The sequence below is a fragment of the Streptomyces sp. NPDC047028 genome (assembly GCF_040644095.1).
Classification (GTDB): Bacteria; Actinomycetota; Actinomycetes; order Streptomycetales; family Streptomycetaceae; genus Streptomyces.
Map to the genome: position 1 here is coordinate 70789 of NZ_JBEYVS010000002.1, position 18381 is coordinate 89169.

Annotated in this window: 11 protein-coding genes; 7 read left to right on the forward strand and 4 right to left on the reverse strand. The window is 73.6% G+C overall.

Going from position 1 to position 18381, the window contains the following annotated elements; genetic code table 11:
• Positions 1 to 75: 75 nt before the first annotated feature.
• Entirely contained in the window at positions 76 to 558 is a 483-nt protein-coding gene (locus tag ABZ854_RS02480; RefSeq protein ID WP_361202983.1) for a helix-turn-helix domain-containing protein, read from the reverse strand.
• 142 nt (positions 559 to 700) lie between these two features.
• Here ABZ854_RS02480 and ABZ854_RS02485 point away from each other — a divergent pair, with 142 nt between their 5' ends.
• Entirely contained in the window at positions 701 to 1870 is a 1170-nt protein-coding gene (locus ABZ854_RS02485; RefSeq protein ID WP_361202985.1) for a thiolase family protein, read from the forward strand.
• A gap of 58 nt (positions 1871 to 1928) precedes the next feature.
• Here the strand turns inward: ABZ854_RS02485 and ABZ854_RS02490 are convergent, their stop codons facing one another.
• Complete coding sequence (locus ABZ854_RS02490; RefSeq protein WP_361202988.1) at positions 1929 to 2690, reverse strand: VTT domain-containing protein; 762 nt, start codon at positions 2688 to 2690, stop codon at positions 1929 to 1931.
• A gap of 48 nt (positions 2691 to 2738) precedes the next feature.
• Between ABZ854_RS02490 and ABZ854_RS02495 the strand changes: the two genes are divergently transcribed.
• From ABZ854_RS02495 to ABZ854_RS02505, 3 genes are all read left to right on the forward strand, one after another.
• On the forward strand, positions 2739 to 3461 hold the full coding sequence (locus ABZ854_RS02495; RefSeq protein ID WP_361202991.1) for a DNA alkylation repair protein: 723 nt from the start codon (positions 2739 to 2741) through the stop codon (positions 3459 to 3461).
• A 341-nt stretch (positions 3462 to 3802) separates the two neighbouring features.
• Positions 3803 to 4972 carry an elongation factor Tu gene (gene tuf / locus ABZ854_RS02500; RefSeq protein ID WP_361202993.1) on the forward strand — a complete coding sequence of 390 codons (1170 nt, stop codon included), beginning with the start codon at positions 3803 to 3805 and terminating at the stop codon, positions 4970 to 4972.
• Between the two features lie 122 nt (positions 4973 to 5094).
• Positions 5095 to 5940 carry a fused MFS/spermidine synthase gene (locus ABZ854_RS02505; RefSeq protein WP_361202996.1) on the forward strand — a complete coding sequence of 282 codons (846 nt, stop codon included), beginning with the start codon at positions 5095 to 5097 and terminating at the stop codon, positions 5938 to 5940.
• 22 nt (positions 5941 to 5962) lie between these two features.
• Here ABZ854_RS02505 and ABZ854_RS02510 read toward each other — a convergent pair whose 3' ends face one another.
• Positions 5963 to 6991, reverse strand: a complete 1029-nt coding sequence (locus ABZ854_RS02510) for a hypothetical protein (RefSeq protein ID WP_361202999.1) — start codon at positions 6989 to 6991, stop codon at positions 5963 to 5965.
• 67 nt (positions 6992 to 7058) lie between these two features.
• Complete coding sequence (locus ABZ854_RS02515; RefSeq protein WP_361203002.1) at positions 7059 to 8018, reverse strand: hypothetical protein; 960 nt, start codon at positions 8016 to 8018, stop codon at positions 7059 to 7061.
• A gap of 70 nt (positions 8019 to 8088) precedes the next feature.
• On the opposite strand from ABZ854_RS02515, the gene ABZ854_RS02520 reads away from it, so the two are divergent.
• The 3 genes from ABZ854_RS02520 (at position 8089) to ABZ854_RS02530 (ending at position 18381) form a co-directional block, all read left to right on the forward strand.
• Entirely contained in the window at positions 8089 to 8544 is a 456-nt protein-coding gene (locus tag ABZ854_RS02520) for a DUF4442 domain-containing protein (RefSeq protein WP_361203005.1), read from the forward strand.
• Positions 8545 to 9037: 493 nt separating this feature from the next.
• Positions 9038 to 10948, forward strand: coding sequence for a ricin-type beta-trefoil lectin domain protein (locus tag ABZ854_RS02525; RefSeq protein ID WP_361203007.1), 1911 nt, complete (start codon positions 9038 to 9040; stop codon positions 10946 to 10948).
• A gap of 191 nt (positions 10949 to 11139) precedes the next feature.
• Positions 11140 to 18381 (forward strand): SDR family NAD(P)-dependent oxidoreductase, encoded by a 7242-nt coding sequence (locus ABZ854_RS02530; protein WP_361203010.1) that lies wholly within the window; start codon positions 11140 to 11142, stop codon positions 18379 to 18381.

Below are 18381 nucleotides of genomic sequence, written 5' to 3' on the forward strand. Positions count from 1 at the left end.
GTCGCGGGCTCGCGGATGTCCGAAACAGCGCGGGCGGGCCGGGCGGTCAGGTGCCCGGCGGTCAGGTGTCGGCCCTCAGGTGCTCGCCGGCTCGGTCACCGGCCCCGAGACGGTCCAGCCCGGGGCTTGGGGATGGGCCGTCAGGTCTTCGTGACGCACGTTCTCGCCACAGGCCGAGCAGGTGACCGCCGGCCTCAGCTCGTGCCCGCAGACGTGCTCGATCACCATGGGGCGGTCGGCCGCGGTGCGCAGATGGCGGTCACCCCACGCCATCAGCGTCATCAGCACCGGCTCCAGCTCCAGGCCGGCCCGCGTGGGCCGGTACTCGTAGCGCTGCGGGCGTTCGCTGTAGGCGCGCTTGGTGAGGATCCCGGCGTCGGTGAGGCGCCGCAGCCGGGTGGCCAGGACGTCGCGCGGAGCGCCGGTGTTGCGTACCAGCTGGTCGAAACGGCCGTTGCCCAGGCACACCTCCCGCAGGACGAGCAGGGAGTACTTCTCGCCGACCAGCGAGAGGGCGTCGGCGATGGAGCAGGGGCGCGGGTCTTTCCGGTCGGCCATGACGGCCAGTCTAGAGGCGTGGGGAGGCCGCGTTCCCTGGTGGGTTTGATTTTCCAACTCACACGGCTATGGTGAGTTTGGATTTCCTACTCACTGGTAGTCGCCGGCGGCCTCACGCCGGCCGTCGCGGGAGGCCCGCCCCATGCGAGACGCAGTCGTCGTCGAAGCCGTACGCACCCCCATCGGCAAGGGAAAGCCGACCGGCTCCCTGGCCCACGTCCACCCCGTGCGACTCCTCGCGCACGCCCTGCGCAGCCTCGTCGAGTGCTCCGGAGTCGATCCCGCCCTGATCGACGACGTCATCGGCGGCACCGTCGACCAGGTCGGCGAGCAGGCCATGAACACCACCCGCTACGCACTCCTGTCGGCCGGCTTCCCCGAGACCGTCCCGGCGACCACCGTGGACCGCCAGTGCGGCTCCTCCCAACAGGCCGTGCACTTCGCCGCCCAGGGCGTCATGTCGGGGGCGTACGACCTCGTCGTGGCCTGCGGGGTGGAGTCGATGAGCCGGGTGCCGATGTGGTCCAACGTGACCGGGGACGCGGACCCCTTCGGGCCCGGCATCGCCGAGCGCTACCCCGAGGGACTCGTCCCGCAGGGCATCAGCGCCGAACTCATAGCCGCCAAGTGGTCCCTCACCCGCGCGGGGATGGACGAGTTCGCGGCGACCTCGCACCACAAGGCCGCCGCCGCATGGGAGGCCGGCCTGTTCGACGCCGAGGTCGCGCCGCTGGACGGTGTCTCACGCGACGAGTGCGTACGGCCCGGCACCACCCCGGAGATCCTCGCCGGCCTCAAGCCCGCCTACCACGACCCGGGCTTCGCCGAGCGCTTCCCGCAGATCGAGTGGAACGTCACCGCGGGCAACGCCAGCCCCGTCAACGACGGCGCCTCCGCCGTCCTGATCACCTCCAGCGACACCGCGGCCCGGCTCGGACTGCGCCCGCTCGCCCGCCTGCACAGCTTCGCCGTCACCGGCTCCGACCCGCTGCTGATGCTCACCGGCGTCGTCCCGGCCACCGAGAAGGTGCTGCGCCGCGCGGGACTGACCCTGGACGACATCGACCTGTTCGAGGTCAACGAGGCCTTCGCCGCCGTGGTCCTGGCCTGGCAGCAGGAGACCGGCGCCGACCTCGCCCGGCTCAACGTCCACGGCGGCGCCATCGCCCTCGGCCACCCCCTGGGCGCCAGCGGCACCCGGCTCACCACCACCCTGGTCCACGCGATGCGCGAGCGCGGCGCCCGCTACGCCCTGCAGACGATGTGCGAGGCGGGGGGACTCGCCAACGCCCTGATCCTCGAAGGAGTCTGAGCCCGAGAGGCCCTAGCCGGCCTCGCGAGCCCAGGACAGTGGCCGGCCCGACGGGCTGTCAGCGGTCCCGCAGGTGGTGGCGCTTGCGCCAGGCCACCACCACGCCGGCCAGCGCCGGTACGGCGATACAGGCCAGCGCGATCAGGAAGGCCGGCGAGGTCGGGGCCGAGGCTCGCGCCCCGGCGACCGCGTACGCGGCGGTGTTCGGGATCGAGCCGAGCCCCGTGGCCACCAGGAACGGCAGCCAGCCCATCCGGGAGACCGCCGCACAGTAGTTGGCCGCGCAGAACGGCACCCCCGGGAACAGCCGGACCGCCAGCATGGAGCGGAAACCGTGCCGGCTGAGCTGCCCGTCCGCCGCCCGCAGCCAGCGGCCGCGCAGCAGCGGGCGCAGCGCGTCCTGCCCGAGCACCCGGCCCAGACCGAACGCCACACCCGCGCCGAGGACCGTGCCCGCCAGCGCCGTGCCCAGCCCGAGCTGTGAGCCGAACAGCGCGCCCGCCGCCAGGTTCAGCAGCGGTCTCGGCACGAACGCCACCGTGCACAGCCCGTACGCCACCGCGAACACCAACGCCGCCGCGGCTCCGCCGAGCTGCGGCGGCCAGCCGTGCGTCAGCAGCCGCTGCGGCTCGAACAGCAGCACGCACACGCCGGCGCCCGCGAGGAGCGTCAGCAACAGCGTCAGCCGGGCGTACGGGGACATGAGCGCTCGCGTGCAGCGCACGGCCAGGGCCGGGGGGACGGCGTCGGCCGACTGCGTGGCGGTGGCCCTGGGGGAGGCCGTGGCGGTGCCCCCAGAGCGGTTGGGTGCATCGAGCATTCGGTGACATTAACCGACGAACGTGTGTGATCGCCGTATGGTCCTCCCATGACCGTCACCGGGGCGGCCCCGCCGACCGTGCCGCACAGCGTGCTCGCCGACACCGTCGTACCGAGGGTGACCGACGTGTACGCCGCCGCGGCGGACCCCGGGCGGGCCGGGGCCATGCGCGCCTACATGAAGGACGTCGCCCCCTTCCTGGGCATCCCCACACCCGCCCGCCGGGCCCTGACCCGCACGGTGCTGGCCGGCACCCCGCGCCCCGGCGAGGCCGACTGCACGGCGATCGCCCTGCGCTGCTGGGAATTGTCCGAGCGCGAGTACCACTACTTCGCCGTCGACTACCTGCGCCGCCACGCGGCCCGCTGCTCCTCGGACTTCCTGCCCGTGGCCAGGCACCTCGTCACCACCGTGCCCTGGTGGGACACCGTCGACCTGCTCGCCGCCCATGTCGTCGGCCCGCTCGTCACGGCCGACCCGGCGCTCGCCGCCGTCATGGACACCTGGATCACCGACGACGACCTGTGGCTCGTGCGCACCGCCCTGCTCCACCAGCTCCGCCACAAGGAACGCACCGACACGGAGCGGCTGTTCGCCTACTGCCTGCTGCAGTCCGGGCATCCCGACTTCTTCGTCCGCAAGGCGATCGGCTGGTGCCTGCGGGAGTACGCCAAGACCGACCCGGCGGCGGTACGGGGGTTCCTGGCGCGGGAGCGGGGCCGGTTCGCGCCGCTGACGGTCCGCGAGGTGCTGAAGAACATCGGCGCCTGAACACCCTCTCCGGGGCGCGGAGTCCGGCGGCGCGGAGTCCGGCGGCGCGGAGTCGGGTGGCGCGGAGTCCGGCGGCGCGGAGATCGGTGGCGCGGAAAACCATTCGACGCCGGACGGGCCGTCGGCCATGATCAGTGGCATGTTCCGGTACGCCTTCCTCCTCGCAGCATCCGCAGTCGCGGATGCGCCGAAGGCTGCCGTCCCGATCCTCGTGGCCGCTGTCGACGGCGCCCGAAGCTGACCCTCTCCGGACTGTCCGGCGGACCCCGCAAGGGGAGGGTCGGCGAGTTCCCGGGGCCCGGCGATTTTCCTCACGACAGCAGAGACTTCGAGGTACACCCATGTCCAAAACGGCATTCGTGCGCACCAAGCCGCATCTGAACATCGGCACCATGGGCCACGTCGACCACGGCAAGACCACCCTGACCGCCGCCATCACCAAGGTCCTCGCCGAGCGCGGCACCGGCACGTTCGTGCCGTTCGACCGCATCGACCGCGCCCCGGAGGAGGCCGCCCGCGGCATCACCATCAACATCGCGCACGTCGAGTACGAGACCGACACCCGGCACTACGCCCACGTCGACATGCCGGGCCACGCCGACTACGTGAAGAACATGGTCACCGGCGCCGCCCAGCTCGACGGAGCGATCCTCGTCGTCTCCGCGCTGGACGGGATCATGCCGCAGACCGCGGAGCACGTGCTGCTCGCCCGGCAGGTGGGCGTCGACCACATCGTCGTCGCGCTCAACAAGGCCGACGCGGGCGACGAGGAGCTGACGGACCTCGTCGAGCTGGAGGTCCGCGACCTGCTCACCCAGCAGGGCTATCCGGGCGAGGCGGTACCCGTCGTACGGGTCTCCGGGCTGAAGGCCCTGGAGGGCGACCCCCGCTGGACCGCGTCGGTCGACGCGCTGCTCGACGCGGTCGACACGTACGTGCCGATGCCCGAGCGGTACCTGGACGCGCCGTTCCTGCTCCCGGTGGAGAACGTGCTCACCATCACCGGGCGGGGCACGGTCGTCACCGGCGCCGTGGAGCGGGGCAGGCTCCGCCCGGGGGACCGGGTGGAGGTGCTCGGCGCCGGGCTGGAGAGCGTGGTCACCGGCCTGGAGACCTTCGGCAAGCCGATGGACGAGGCGCAGGCCGGCGACAACGTGGCCGTGCTGCTGCGGGGCGTGCCGCGGGACGCGGTCCGTCGCGGGCACGTGGTGGCGGCGCCGGGGAGCGTGGTGCCGGCCCGGCGGTTCTCGGCGCGGGTGTATGTGCTGGGGGCCTCCGAGGGCGGTCGTACGACGCCGGTGTCGACCGGCTACCGGCCGCAGTTCTACATCCGTACGGCGGATGTGGTCGGGGACGTCGACCTCGGTGAGGTGGCCGTGGCCCGGCCCGGCGAGACGGTCGAGATGAAGGTCGAGCTGGGGCGGGACGTGCCGCTGGAGGCGGGGCTGGGCTTCGCGATCCGAGAGGGGGGTCGGACTGTCGGCGCGGGGACGATCACCTCGGTGGGGTGACGGCTGCCTCCTGCGGTGAGTGGCTTGGGTGCGTGGGGGCCTGCGGACCGGCTGTGGCTGGTCGCGCAGTTCCCCGCGCCCCTGGGTGGGTGTCCGTGGCCGGGGTTTGGGAAGGTGGGGGTGTGAGTGGAGCTATTGCTGTCGGGCGAGATGTTGATGGTGGGTTTGCCAAGTTGATGCCCGATGTGGATCGGGAGCGGGCTTGGCTGTTGACTGTGGACGGGGCGCCGCAGTCGTATGTCGATCTCGACGACCCCACGCATCTGGAGTTCGAGTACGCGCGGCGGCTCGGGCATGTGCTGGACGGTCTGGAGGGAGCCGGGCGGCCGCTGGACGTGCTGCACCTGGGTGGGGGAGCGCTCACGCTGCCGCGGTACGTGGCCGCTACCCGGCCCGGCTCCCGACAGGACGTCGTCGAGGCCGACCACGCCCTGCTGGACCTGGTCGCCGAGCACCTGCCGCTGCCGGCGGGCGCGAACGTCGCGCTGCACGCGGCGGACGCCCGCACCTGGCTGGAGTCCGCCCCCGACGACTCCGCCGACGTCCTGATCGCCGACGTCTTCGGCGGCTCACGCGTCCCGGCGCACCTGACCTCGCTCGCCTACGCCCGCGAGGCCGAGCGGGTGCTGCGCCCCGGGGGCGTCTATCTGGCCAACCTGGCGGACTCGGCGCCGTTCGCCTTCCTGCGGTCCCAACTCGCCAACCTCGCCGCCGTGTTCGACGAGCTGGTGTTGATCGCGGAGCCCGGGGTGCTGCGCGGCCGACGGTTCGGCAACGCGGTGCTCGCCGCGTCCCACCGGCCTCTCGACACCGCCGCGCTGGCCCGCCGTACCGCCTCCGACGTCTTTCCCGCCCGCGTCGAACACGGCCAGGCGCTGAGGGAGTTCATCGGCTCGGCCCGGACCGTCGGGGACGCCGACGCCGTACCGTCACCCGAGCCGCCCGACGGGGCGTTCGGCATCGGCTGACGGTCCGGCCCCGGCGACCGGGTCAGGTGGCCGTGGGGTCGCCGTGGAGACGCACGGTGCTGAGGATCTTCATGATCGTCTTGGTGTCGACTTCCTTGTCCACGCCCTTGGCACCGTAGAAATTCCAGGACACGATGTCGCCGGCCGAGTTCTTGAAGCCGAAGGTGAGCGCCTTGCCGTCGCTCGCGCACTTGCCCTTCTGCGGGGTGTGGCTCGACCGCGCCCAGGCGTAGGCGCCCTTCACCCCGGACTTCGTCGTGTAGTCCTTGGCCTTCTTGTCGTAGGTGATGCTCTTCTTGTCCGGCTGCGTGTAACCGCCAAACACCCACCACGGGACCTCGCGGACCGCCGCGTCGCCAGGGGTCTTCGCGCCGCTCTCGCCCTTGGTGCCGACCGCGGCCAGGGCCGTGTCCTCGGTCCTGCCGTCCTTGTCGCTGTCGGTCGTGCACCACTTAGGCATGAGCTGGGCCGGCGCGGACATCATGACGAGCGGCTTGCCGTCGTCGGACTTGTCGTCGGAGAAGCCGATGGAGGTGCCCGGCGTCTCCACCTCCCAGTCGGCGGGGACGTCGAACGCGGTGCCCCAGCGCGGGTTCACGACGACCTTCCAGCCCGGAACGGTGGGCTTCTCGGTCTCGTTGCCGCGCGGGTTGTCCCCCGAGCCGGAGGCGGTCGCCGTCGGCTTGGGCTTCGGCTTGGGGGACTGGCTCGACTGCTGCTTGCCCTTGCCGCTGTCGGCCTCGTCGTGCTTGGAGCCGCCGAGGACCAGATATCCGGTCACACCGGCGGCCACGACCACGGCGGTGGCCGCGATGATCGCGATCAGCTTGGTACGGCCGCCACCGCCTGAGCCCTGGGGCGGCTGCGGCGCCTGCGGGGCGCCGACCGGCGCGGCCGGTCCCCACTGCTGCTGCCCGTAGGGCTGCTGCTGCGGCGGCTGCTGCTGGTAGCCGGGCTGCTGGTACGGATTCGGCTGCTGGTAACCCGGCTGCTGGTACGGGTTGTTCTGCGGGTTCTGCGCGCCCCCGGGCGGCTGCTCTCCTGGCCACATGGCGAGTAACCCTAGTGGGGCCCCGGACACGGTTCGGTCACCGCCCCTTGTCAGGGACGTACCGAAATCAGCCGGCGGGCGGGTCGTAGAGACGTACCGTCCGCATGATCTCGCGCACCGTCGCGTCCGGAACCTCGTCGGAGACGCCCTTGACGCCGACGAACGACCAGGACAGCAGCGCGCCGTCGGGGTCCCGGAAGGCGAAGGTCGTCGCCTTGCCGTCGGTGGTGCATTTGTTCTTCTTCACGACGCCGGACGACTGCGAGGTGACGACGCTTCCGGTGATGCCGGACGCCGTGGTGTACGACGTGACCGGTCCGGTCGTGACCTTCTTGCGGTCGGGCTGTGCGTAGTCGCCGTAGACCCAGTTCGCCGAGTCGTCGCGGGCGGCCTGCGCGGGGCTCTTGGCCTTGGCGTTGCCGCGGGTCCCGGTGTTCGCGAGCGGGGTGTAGTCCGTCGTGCCGTCCATGTCCGCGTCCGTGGCGCACCACTTGTCCTGAAGGACGGCGGGCGCCTTCATGCCGACCAGGATCTTCTCGCCGGGGGCGGAGTCGTCGGTGACGTAGGTGATCCAGTCCTTGGAGCGCACCTGCCAGGTCGGGGGGACGTCGAAGGCGATGTCCGTGTCCGCGTTCACGACCGTCTTCCAGCCCGCGATCGTCGGCTTCGGGCCGCTGTCCCCGCCACGCGGATTGCCGCTCGCCGAGGTCTTCGGCGAGGCGGAGGCGGAGGTGCTCGCTGACGCGGTGGCCGTGGGGCCGGGTCCTGCCTGGTCGTCGCCCTTGCCGCCGAGGAGGACGAATCCGGTCACGCCGGCCGCGACGACGACGGCCGCCGCCGCGACAACGGCTATGACCTTGGTACGGCCACCTCCACCGCCCGGCGCCGGCGTGGGTGCCCCGGAGCCGGGCTGGGGCCACGTGGCGGGGGGTTGCCGGTCCCCGTACGGGCCCGCCTGCTGGTAGCCGGGCTGTAGGTACGGGTTCTGCTGTTGGCCGCCGGCTGGCGGCTGGTCCCCTGGCCACATGAGCGGAAACGATACAGCGATCATGGGCCGCCCCTGGTCACCCGTGTCTACTCGTGAGTAACATGACGGCATGAGCGCAGACCAGATGTCGATCGGCGACCTCCTCGCCGCCACCGTTCCCATGGCCCGGACCCTGAACCTGGAGTTCCTGGAGACCACTCCGGACCGGGCCGTGGTGTCCCTGCCGGACCAGGCCGACTACCACAACCACGTGGGCGGGCCGCACGCCGGCGCGATGTTCACGCTCGGTGAGTCCGCCAGCGGGGCGATCGTGCTGGCCGCGTTCGGGGAGCAGCTCTCGCGGGCCGTACCGCTCGCCGTGCGTGCCGAGATCGCCTACAGGAAGCTGGCCATGGGTGCCGTCACGGCGACCGCCACGCTCGGGCGTCCGGCCGCCGAGGTCGTCGCCGAGCTGGACGCGGGGCAGCGCCCCGAGTTCCCGGTGACCGTCGAGATCCGGCGCGCCGACGGCGCGGTGACGGGCGAGATGACGGTCGTCTGGACGCTGCGGCCCAACAACGCGTGACGCGAGGGGAGTTGCTCTGCCTGGCGTGAGGCGTGTCGCGACGCCTGACGCCGGCGGTGTCTCAACGTCTGACGCCGGTGGTGTCGCGACGTCTGACGTGAGGGGTCCTCGCGATGCCCGGCGTGAGGGGTGCTGCGCGGCGCGGTCCCGGCCGGGAGGGGTGCGGCGGTCGGGGCCGGCCCGGGGAGTTGGAGATTTCGTGTGCCGGTGCGCCGTTGTCGCGCACAAGTCGCCCGAATCGCGACCGGCGTATCGCATATGAGTGCGGATACCCGCGGTAACTCTCGTTGAATTTCCCGGATGTGAAAGCGAGTCAATCGAACTTCTTGTTTCCTCTGCGGCGCGTGTGCGAAGGTGAGCCTCCCCACAGGAGGGGCAAAGGCCCGGACCGGTAAGGCCTGCTGCCCTGAAGGTATGCACCAATCACACCCCCGCTTTCCGACAGGACGCCCCTTTTCGCATGGCCTCCTGCGACGGGAAAGGAAATGGTTCCGTGCAGGACCGCTACCCCCCACGCCCCCCGTATCCGCCCGACTCCGGACCGCTCCCTGAAGAGTCCGACCGTGATCTCGTCGCCCAGTTGACCGGCCCCGCCGACAGCCGCCACCATGCCGTCGCCCTGCTGCTGGCCCGGCACTGGCGCGCCACCTGCGACTACGCGGCCGTCTGCCTGGCCACCACCGGCCCCGCGGCCCAACTGGCGGCCACCACCGCCTTCCACCACGTGCTCGGTCGGCTGACCGGCGGCACGGTCCGCGGGGCGCTGCGCCCGCACCTGCTCGTGGCCGTCCGCGATACCGTCCGGGCCTGGGCCGCGGACGACGTCATCTGCGCGGTCGTGCCGGAATTGCGCAAACCCACCGGCGGTCGCGGTCTGCGCGCGGCCCCGCCCGGCACGGCCGAAAGGCGACATCTCGCCGCGCGCGCATTCATGGCCCTTCCCGACTCTTCCCAATGCCTGCTGTGGCATACCGAGGTCGAGGCCGAACCCATAAACATACCCGCCGGTCTGCTGGGGGTCGACACCGCCGCAGCGGAGTCCGCTCTGGAGCGCGCCCGCGAGCAATTCCGTACCGTCTGCGTACGGGCCCACCGGGAACTCGCGCCCACCAAGGACTGCCGTTTCTACAACCGGCTCCTCGACGTCTCCCTCCGTCGCGGCAGCCCCCTGCTCGCCGATGTACGAGAGCACCTGACGGTCTGCCGTCACTGCCGGCACGCCGCCGATCAACTGGGCCTCTTCGAGGGCGCCCTGGACTTCCTGCTCGCCGAGGCCGTGCTCGGCTGGGGCGCCCGCCGCTACCTCGCCGCCCGGCCCGGCCGCGGCGCAGCCGAGGCCTGGACCGCCACCGCACCGCGCACCCCGCACGGGGAACCCGCCGGCCGGCACCGCACGGCGGCCCTCGGCGGCCGGCGCAAGGCCGTGGCCCTCGGCGTGGGACTGGCCTCGCTCGCCCTGCTCGCCACCGTGCTCGTGGTCAGAAGCTGGTCGGATGACAACGGTGTCCCCGGACCGCATGCCACCTGGGGCTCCCCCGTCGGCCACGCCCCCCGTCCCGGCGCCTCAACCGGCACCCGCACCGTCCCCGGCACCGGCGGGATCCGGCCCACGGGCGCCGATCCGTCGGCGGCCTCGGCCGGGGAACCGGTCCAACTCGCTCATGGCACACTGCGGAACCTTGACTCCGGGCTCTGCCTGGACCTGCCGGGCGACGGAGGCCGGCCCGGTGCGGAGGTACGGGAGGCGGCCTGCTCGACCGCCGGATCGCAGCAGTGGACGTACCAGGACGACGGCCTGCTCCGCAGCGCCCTCGATCCTCTGCTGTGCCTGGCCGCCGACCCCGTGGCCCGGCGGGTCACCGCGGCGGGCTGTGTCGTGCACGCCGGTGAGGTGGTGTACGACGTCACGGTGCGCGGCGAGATCCTGCTCCGCGGGCACAAGGGGCTCTCCCTCGCCGTCACACCCGGGCACGTGGTGGTCGCCCGGAGGAACGGGTCCCGCGAGCAGCGGTGGGCGCTGGGCCCGGGCCTCCACGGCCTGCCGGGGGACTCCGCCGCGCCGGACGCCGCGCACCCGACGGCCATCGGGCCGACCGCCCCGGGCGACGGGAACGAGCCGCACGGGGAGGACGCGCTTTCCGGGGGGAAGGGGCGTGCCGGGCGGGACCGCGGAGGGGCCGGACAGGGACCGGAGCGGTCGGGGCGGGGGCTGGAGCGGCCGGGGCAGCGGTTCACGCCCCGGATCGCGCAGGCCGGTGCCGACGAGGTGGTCCGGGCCGGCGGCGGAGGCGGTCCCGGCCCGGGTCTTCCGGCGGCCGCGCCCGGCCCGGTGGCCGCCGCCGTCTCCCCGGTCACCCGTGCGGTGGCCGCCGCACCGGCGGCGGTGGGCGTCCTGCTCGGCTGATCCGGAATCGCTCCGATTCCCGGCATGAGGAGGGTGATTCGTCGACTGGCCGAATCGGTTCCCTCGCACGGCGAAAGGGCGCGAACTTATTGACCCGTCAGTAGGTACTCGCTACTTTCCGGTGGCCGCCTACCGAGTGTCCCGCCGCACCAGCCCCCCACCGTGCAGTCTTGCCGATTCTTCGGAGCGTCATGACCTCCCCTGCGCGCGCCCACGACCTGATCCTGTGCCTCACCCCGTTCGGCCGGCCCGACTCCCGGCTCGCCGCCGCCGCGTGCGCCGCCGGCGGGTTCGCGGTCCTCGACCTGGGCTGCGGCGACCGAAGATCCCGCGAGGAACTGGCCCGTTTGAGACACGCCGTACGGGACCCCTTCGGGGTGCGGGTGGCGGGGCGCTGCGCCCTGCGCCCCGCCGACCTCGACGGTGTCCCCCACACGGTGGTCCTCGGACCCGACGCCCCCTGGACCGTCCCCGAAGTGGCGGGGGAGTACCGGGTGCTGGCCGAGGTCACGGACCTGGCGCAGGCCCGTGCGGCACTGCGCGCGGGGGCCCACGGGCTGATCGCGCGCGGTGGCGAGAGCGGCGGCCCGGTCGGGGAGCAGAGCACCTTCGTCCTCCTCCAACAACTCCTGGCGGAGGACGAGTCGGACCTGCCGGTCTGGGCCTGTGGAGGCATCGGGCCACGCACGGCGGCCGCGGCCGTGGCAGGCGGTGCGGCCGGAGTCGTGCTCGACAGCCAACTGGCCCTGCTGGCCGAGTCCCGGCTCCCCGAGGCGACACGCACGGCACTGCGGTCCCTGGACGGTTCGGAGACGGTACGGCTCTCCGGCCACCGTGTCCTGCGCCGCCGCGGACCGCAAGCGCCTCCGGAGCCCACCGATCCCGGTGCGATAACGGAGTTACTGGCCACAGGCGAGCTGCTGCCCATAGGCCAGGACGGATTCCTGGCCGCCCGGTTCGCCGAGTGGTGGGCCGATGCGCGGGGTGCCGTACGGGGCATGAGAGCCGCTGTCGAGGAGGCACTCACCACACCGGTCGGCGCCGCCGAACCGTCCGGCACCGCCGCGCCACCGGCCCAGAAGTCGGCGAAGCCGCAAAGGAATTCGCGTCTCGCGGAGCCGCTCACGACCGCGCCGGTCGCCGGGGACGCACCGGTCACCGGGGCCGGGTCATGCGACACGGCCGAGACCCCCGGCGCACCCGAACCCCCCGTCGTCCCAGGCCCCGGCGCGGCCTTGCGGCCCGGGTCGGTGATGAGCCGGGCGTTGGGCACGCGGTTGGGGGTCGCGCAGGGGCCGATGACCCGGGTCAGTGATCAGGCGGGGTTCGCCGCGGCCGTCGCCGAGGCCGGGGCGCTGCCCTTTCTCGCGCTGGCCCTCGCCGACGGTGAGCGGGCCCGGGCCATGCTCACCGAGGCCCGTGCCGTGCTCGACGGCCGGTCCTGGGGCGTGGGCGTCCTCGGATTCGCTCCCGAGGAGATCCGCGACGCCCAGGTGGAGGCCGTGCGGGAACTCCGGCCCACGCACGCGATCATCGCGGGCGGACGCCCCGCCCAGGCCGCCGCGCTGGAGCGGGCCGGGATCAGTACGTATCTGCACGTCCCTTCGCCCGGGCTGCTGCGGCAGTTCCTGGCCGCCGGGGCACGGAAGTTCGTGTTCGAGGGCTCCGAGTGCGGCGGGCACGTCGGACCACGGGCCTCCTTCCCGCTGTGGGAGGCCCAACTCGCCGTCCTGACAGACTTCTTGACCGAGGCGGAACCAGGCGCCGCCGCTGGACTGGAGCTCTTCTTCGCCGGCGGTATCCACGACGAGCGGTCCGCGGCGATGGTCGCGGCCCTCGCCCAGCCCCTGACCGCCCGGGGCGCCGCCGTCGGCATCCTCATGGGCACCGCCTACCTGTTCACCGAGGAAGCCGTCGAGCACGGTGCCATCCAGCCCCTCTTTCAGCGACAGGTGCTGACCGCCACCACCACCGCGCTGCTGCGGACGGCGCCCGGTCACGCCACCCGCTGCGTCCCCAGCGCCTTCACCGCCGACTACCGCGACCGGGAAGCCGCGTTACGCTCCGGCGGCAGACCCGACCGTGAGGTGTGGGAGGCGCTGGAACGGCTCAACGTCGGCCGGCTGCGTCTCGCCAGCAAGGGCCTGGAACGCGGCACCGACGGCCGGTTGACCACCGTCGGTGAGGAACGCCAGCTCAGCGACGGAATGTTCATGGCCGGCGAGGTGGCCGTCCTGCGCTCGGCGACCACCACCCTCGCCGCCCTCCACCACGCGGTCACCGACGGCGCCGCCGACTTCCTCGCCGCACGGGCCACGCGGCCGGTCACCCTCCGGCACGCTGCGGGGCAGCGCGAGCCCGAGCCACCCGCGCCGCTCGACATCGCGGTCGTCGGCATGGCCTGCATGTTCCCCGAGGCCCCCGACCTCGCCACCTTCTGGGCACACGTCGTCGCCGGACGCGACGCCGTCACCGAGGTGCCGCCCGACCGCTGGGACCCCGCCGCGCACCACGGCAGCACCGCCTCCACGTGGGGCGGTTTCCTGCCCCGCATCCCCTTCGACCCGCTGCGCTACGGCATTCCGCCCGCCTCCCTCGGCAGCATCGAGCCGGTCCAGCTGCTGTCCCTGGAGGCAGCCCGGCGCGCCCTCGACGACGCCGGATACGGCGACGGCGGGAGGGAGTTCGACCGCGAGCGGACCTCCGTGGTCTTCGGCGCCGAGGCGGGCAGCGACCTGTCCAACGCGGTCACCCTGCGCGCCGTCCTCCCGTCGTACTACGGCACGGTCCCCGACGCCCTCGATGAGCAACTGCCCCGGCTGACCGAGGACTCCTTCCCCGGCATGCTCGCCAACGTCATCTCCGGCCGGATCGCCAACCGCCTGGACCTGGGCGGCGCCAACTTCACCGTGGACGCCGCCTGCGCCTCCTCCCTCGCCGCGCTCGACGTCGGCTGCAAGGAACTCGTCACCAAAACCAGCGACCTCGTGCTGTGCGGCGGCGCCGACCTGCACAACGGCATCAACGACTTCGTCCTGTTCTCCTCCGTGCACGCCCTCTCCCCGACCGGCCGCTCCCGCGCCTTCGACGCCTCCGCCGACGGCATCGCCCTCGGCGAGGGCGTGGCCTGCGTCGTCCTGAAGCGGCTCGCGGACGCCGAACGCGACGGTGACCGCGTGTACGGCGTGATCAAGGGCCTCGGTTCCTCCAGCGACGGCCGCTCCCTCGGGCTGACCGCACCCCGCCCCGAAGGACAGCGGGCCGCGCTGCTGCGGGCCTACCGCAACGCCGGCGTCTCGCCCGCCCAGGTCGGCCTGGTCGAGGCGCACGGCACCGGCACGGTCGTCGGCGACCGCACCGAACTCACCGTGCTCACCGAGGTGTTCGGAGAGGCGGGCGCCGAACCCGGCCGCTGCGCCCTCGGCTCGGTCAAGTCGCAGATCGGGCACACCAAGTGCGCCGCCGGACTCGCGGGCCTGATCAAGACCACCCTCGCCCTGCACACCGGCATCACCCCGCCCACGCTGCACCTTGAGCGCCCCAACCCGGCCTGGACGCAAGGCGACAGCCCTTTCGCCTTCCACACCCGGGCCCGACCCTGGGCGGCACCCGCGCCCGAACGCCTCGCCGGGGTCAGCGCGTTCGGCTTCGGCGGAACCAACTTCCACGTGGTCCTCGCCGCCCACGACACCGCCGTACCGCCACGCCAGACCCTGGACGCCTGGCCCGCCGAACTGTTCCTCTTCCGTGGCAAGGACCGGGCGGCCGCCCAGCGCACCGCCGAGGAGATCCTCCGGGCCGCCGAGTCCGGCACCCACGCCTGGCGGCTGCGCGACCTGGCCCTCGGCGCCGCCCACCGCGCGGACGCCTGCCACGATCCCGTGCGGGCGGCGGTCGTGGCCCGCGACGTGGCCGAACTGACCCACAAGCTGCGCCGCGTCCTCGCCGGGGAGAGTGACCCGGCGGCGGGCATCCATCTCGCAGCGGAGACCGCACCCGGGGACACCGCCCCCGGGGCAGGCCTCCACCGCGGCGGCACCACGGCCGCCCCGCCGACCGGCGGCAAGGTCGCCTTCCTCTTCCCCGGGCAGGGCAGCCAGCGCCCCGGCATGCTCGCCGACCTCCTGGTCACCCTGCCCGACCTGCGGCACTACCTCCACCTCGGCCGCGCGCACGCCGACACCCTGTATCCGCCGGCCGCCTTCGACGACACCACCAGGGAACAGCGCCGGGCCGCCCTCACCGACACCCGCGCCGCGCAACCCGTACTCGGCATCACCGGACTCGCCGCCCACGCCTTCCTCACCGCGGCCGGCGTCCGCCCGGACATGGCGGCCGGGCACAGCTACGGCGAACTGGTCGCCCTCAGCGCGGCCGGCGCCCTCGACCCCCAGGCCCTGCTCGACCTGAGCACCGAGCGGGCGGCGGCGATCCTCGCGGCGGCGGGCGACGACCCCGGCACCATGGCCGCCGTGGGCGCCACGGCCGAGGCTGTGACGGACGTCCTGCGCGAGGCCGGCGTGCTCGGACCCGTGGTCGTCGCCAACGCCAACTCGCCCGAGCAGACGGTCATCTCGGGCCCCACGGAACAGGTCGCGACCGCCGTCCGGCTGCTGCGCGAATCAGGGTTCGGGGCCCGGCGCATCCCGGTCGCCTGCGCCTTCCACAGCCCCGTCGTCGCCGGCGCGGCGAAACGGTTCGCCGGGGCACTCGCCACCACGGCCGTCCGGACACCCGAGTTCCCCGTCTGGGCCAACCGCACGGCTGCCCCGTACCCGGCCGACCCCAACGGCGTGCGGGCCGAACTCGCCGCCCAGATCGGCGCGCCGGTCGCCTTCGCCGCCCAGATCGAGGCGATGTACGAGGCCGGAGCCCGCATCTACGTCGAGGCCGGTCCCGGACGGGTGCTCACCCGGCTCGTCGGACAGATCCTCGGTGACCGCCCGCACCGCACCGTCGCCGGCGAACCCGACGCCGACAGCGGACTCGCCGGCTGGCTCGACGCCCTCGCGCAACTGGCCGTGGCGGGCCGGCCCGTGCGCACCGACTGGCTGTTCCAGGGCCGAGACGCCGTCGACGCCCTGCGCACCGCGGCACCCGGACGGCCCGGCTGGACGGTCGACGGACACCTCGTCCGCACCGCCGACGGCGCCCTTCTCCCCGGCGCCCTGGCACCGGCCCGACGCGTAGAGGAGACGACTGTGACGACGAACCAGCCGAACGGCACCCCGGCCGACCGCGACGCGCTGATCTCCGAGTTCCTGCGCACCAGCCGCGAGATGATCGCCGCTCAACGGGACGTGATGCTGACGTACTTCGGGGCGGCCCCGGGAACGGCGATTCCCGCACCCGCCCCCACGCCCGCCTTGCCACCGGTGCAACCCGTGGCCGAACAGGCACCGTTGCCCGAACCGGCCGCCTCGTCCGTTCCGGCGGCCTCGTCCGCCCCGGCCGGGGCCGCCGACGTGGCGCGAGTGGTGCTGGACATCATCAGCGAGCGCACCGGCTACCCCGTCGACATGATCGAGCCCGACCTCGACCTGGAGGCCGACCTGAGCATCGACTCCATCAAGCGGGCCGAGATCGCCGGTGAACTCGCCCAGCGCCTCGGGATCGCGGGCGGCGCGGAACTCCTCGACGACACCGAGCTGGAGAACCTCGCCAAGGCCCGCACGGCGGCAGCGGTGACGGCCTGGCTGACGGAGCGGATGAGCGGCGGAGCAGGGGCCGACCGGGACGAGGGGGGACCTCTGGACGGCGTGAACCCCGGCGGTCAGGGCGCCGCGTCGCCGGGCGGCCCGGCCGCGCGCCTCCGGGGCGGTTCCGTGTCGGACCCCGCGAACCACAGCCCAGGGGACCACAGCCCTCAGGACGCGCCCGACCGGACTCTCGACGCCGGTCCGCCCGGCGCGGCCCCCGAACGCTGCGAGCTGCGTCCGGTGCCGCTCCCGCCACCGGACCCCGCGGCCGACCCGGTCACCGTCCTGTCCGGCGGACGCTTCCTGCTCCTCGGTGACGGTGACGGTGACAGCGACAGCGACAGCGACTGCGCCGGCACCGCCGCCGAGGTCACCGCCCGGCTCGCCGCCCATGGCGCCGACGCGCTGAGCGTCGACCAGGCGGCCCTGCCGACCGGCGGGGGCGAGATCGCGGGCGCCGGGGAGATCACCGGCGTCCTGTACCTCGGTGCCCTGCCCACGTCGGGCCTGCCGGTGCTGCCGGAGGCCTTCCCCGCGCTGAAGGCGGCCCTCGCCCTGCGCCCGCGCATGGTGCTCGCCGTCCGGCCCGCCGACGGGGACGCGCCCCTGCGGTCGGCCGGGTTGCCGGGTCTGTTCCGCACCATCGCCCGCGAGTATCCGGACACGGTCGCCCGGCTGGTCACGGTGAGCGACCCGAGTCCGGCGGCCGTGGCCGACGCGCTGATCGCCGAGCTGCTCGCCCCGCAGCAGTCCGCCCCGGTCGTCCTGCGTCCGGCGCCCGGTGTCCGCCACGGACTGGAACTGGTGCCGGTGTCCCTGGGCCCGCTCGCCTCCACCGGTGCCGGGCCCGCCGGGGTCGGTGTCGCCGAGGCGGAGGCGCTCGGCCTGGACCGGGATTCCGTGGTTCTGCTCGTCGGCGGCGCCCGGGGCATCACCGCGCAGTGTGCCGCGGCACTCGCCGCGGCCTCCCGCTGCCGTATCGAGCTGGCCGGACGGACACCCGCGCCCACCGCACCCGAGGACCCGGGGACGGCGGCCGCCCGTACGCCCGTCGAACTGCGCTCAGCCCTCGCCGCCGGCGGCACTCGGACTCCGGCCGAGGTCAACCGGGACGCCGGACTCCTCCTCGCGCAACGGGAGATCCGGGCCACCCTCGCCGAACTCACCGCACTCGGCAGCGAGGCCCGCTACCGCTGCGTGGACTTCCGGGACCGGGACGCCGCGCTGCAGGCCGTCAAGGAGATCCACGCCGAGCACGGCCGGCTCGACGGCGTCGTCTTCGCCGCCGGGGTCATCGAGGACCGGCTGATCGCCGAGAAGACACCGGAGTCCTTCCGGCGCGTCTACGGCACCAAGACCGCCGGCGCGGCGGCACTGCTCGCCGCGCTGGAGGAACTGCCCGCCGGGCCCGCCTTCACCGTGCTGTTCGGCAGCGTGTCCGCCGTCCTCGGCAACCGGGGCCAGGCGGACTACGCCGCCGCCAACGACGCCCTGGAGACCCTGGCCGCCGACTGGGCCGCCCGCACCGGGCACCGCGCGCTCACCGTCCACTGGGGACCGTGGGCACCCACCGGCACCCACACCGGCATGGTCAGCCCGGAACTCGGCCGCGAGTACGCCCGGCGAGGGGTGCGGCTCATCGACCCCGACGAGGGGACCGCGGCCCTGCTCAGGGAACTCGCCTGGGGTGATCCGTCGACCCGTGCCGTCGTCTACACCGCCTCGGGCTGGTGA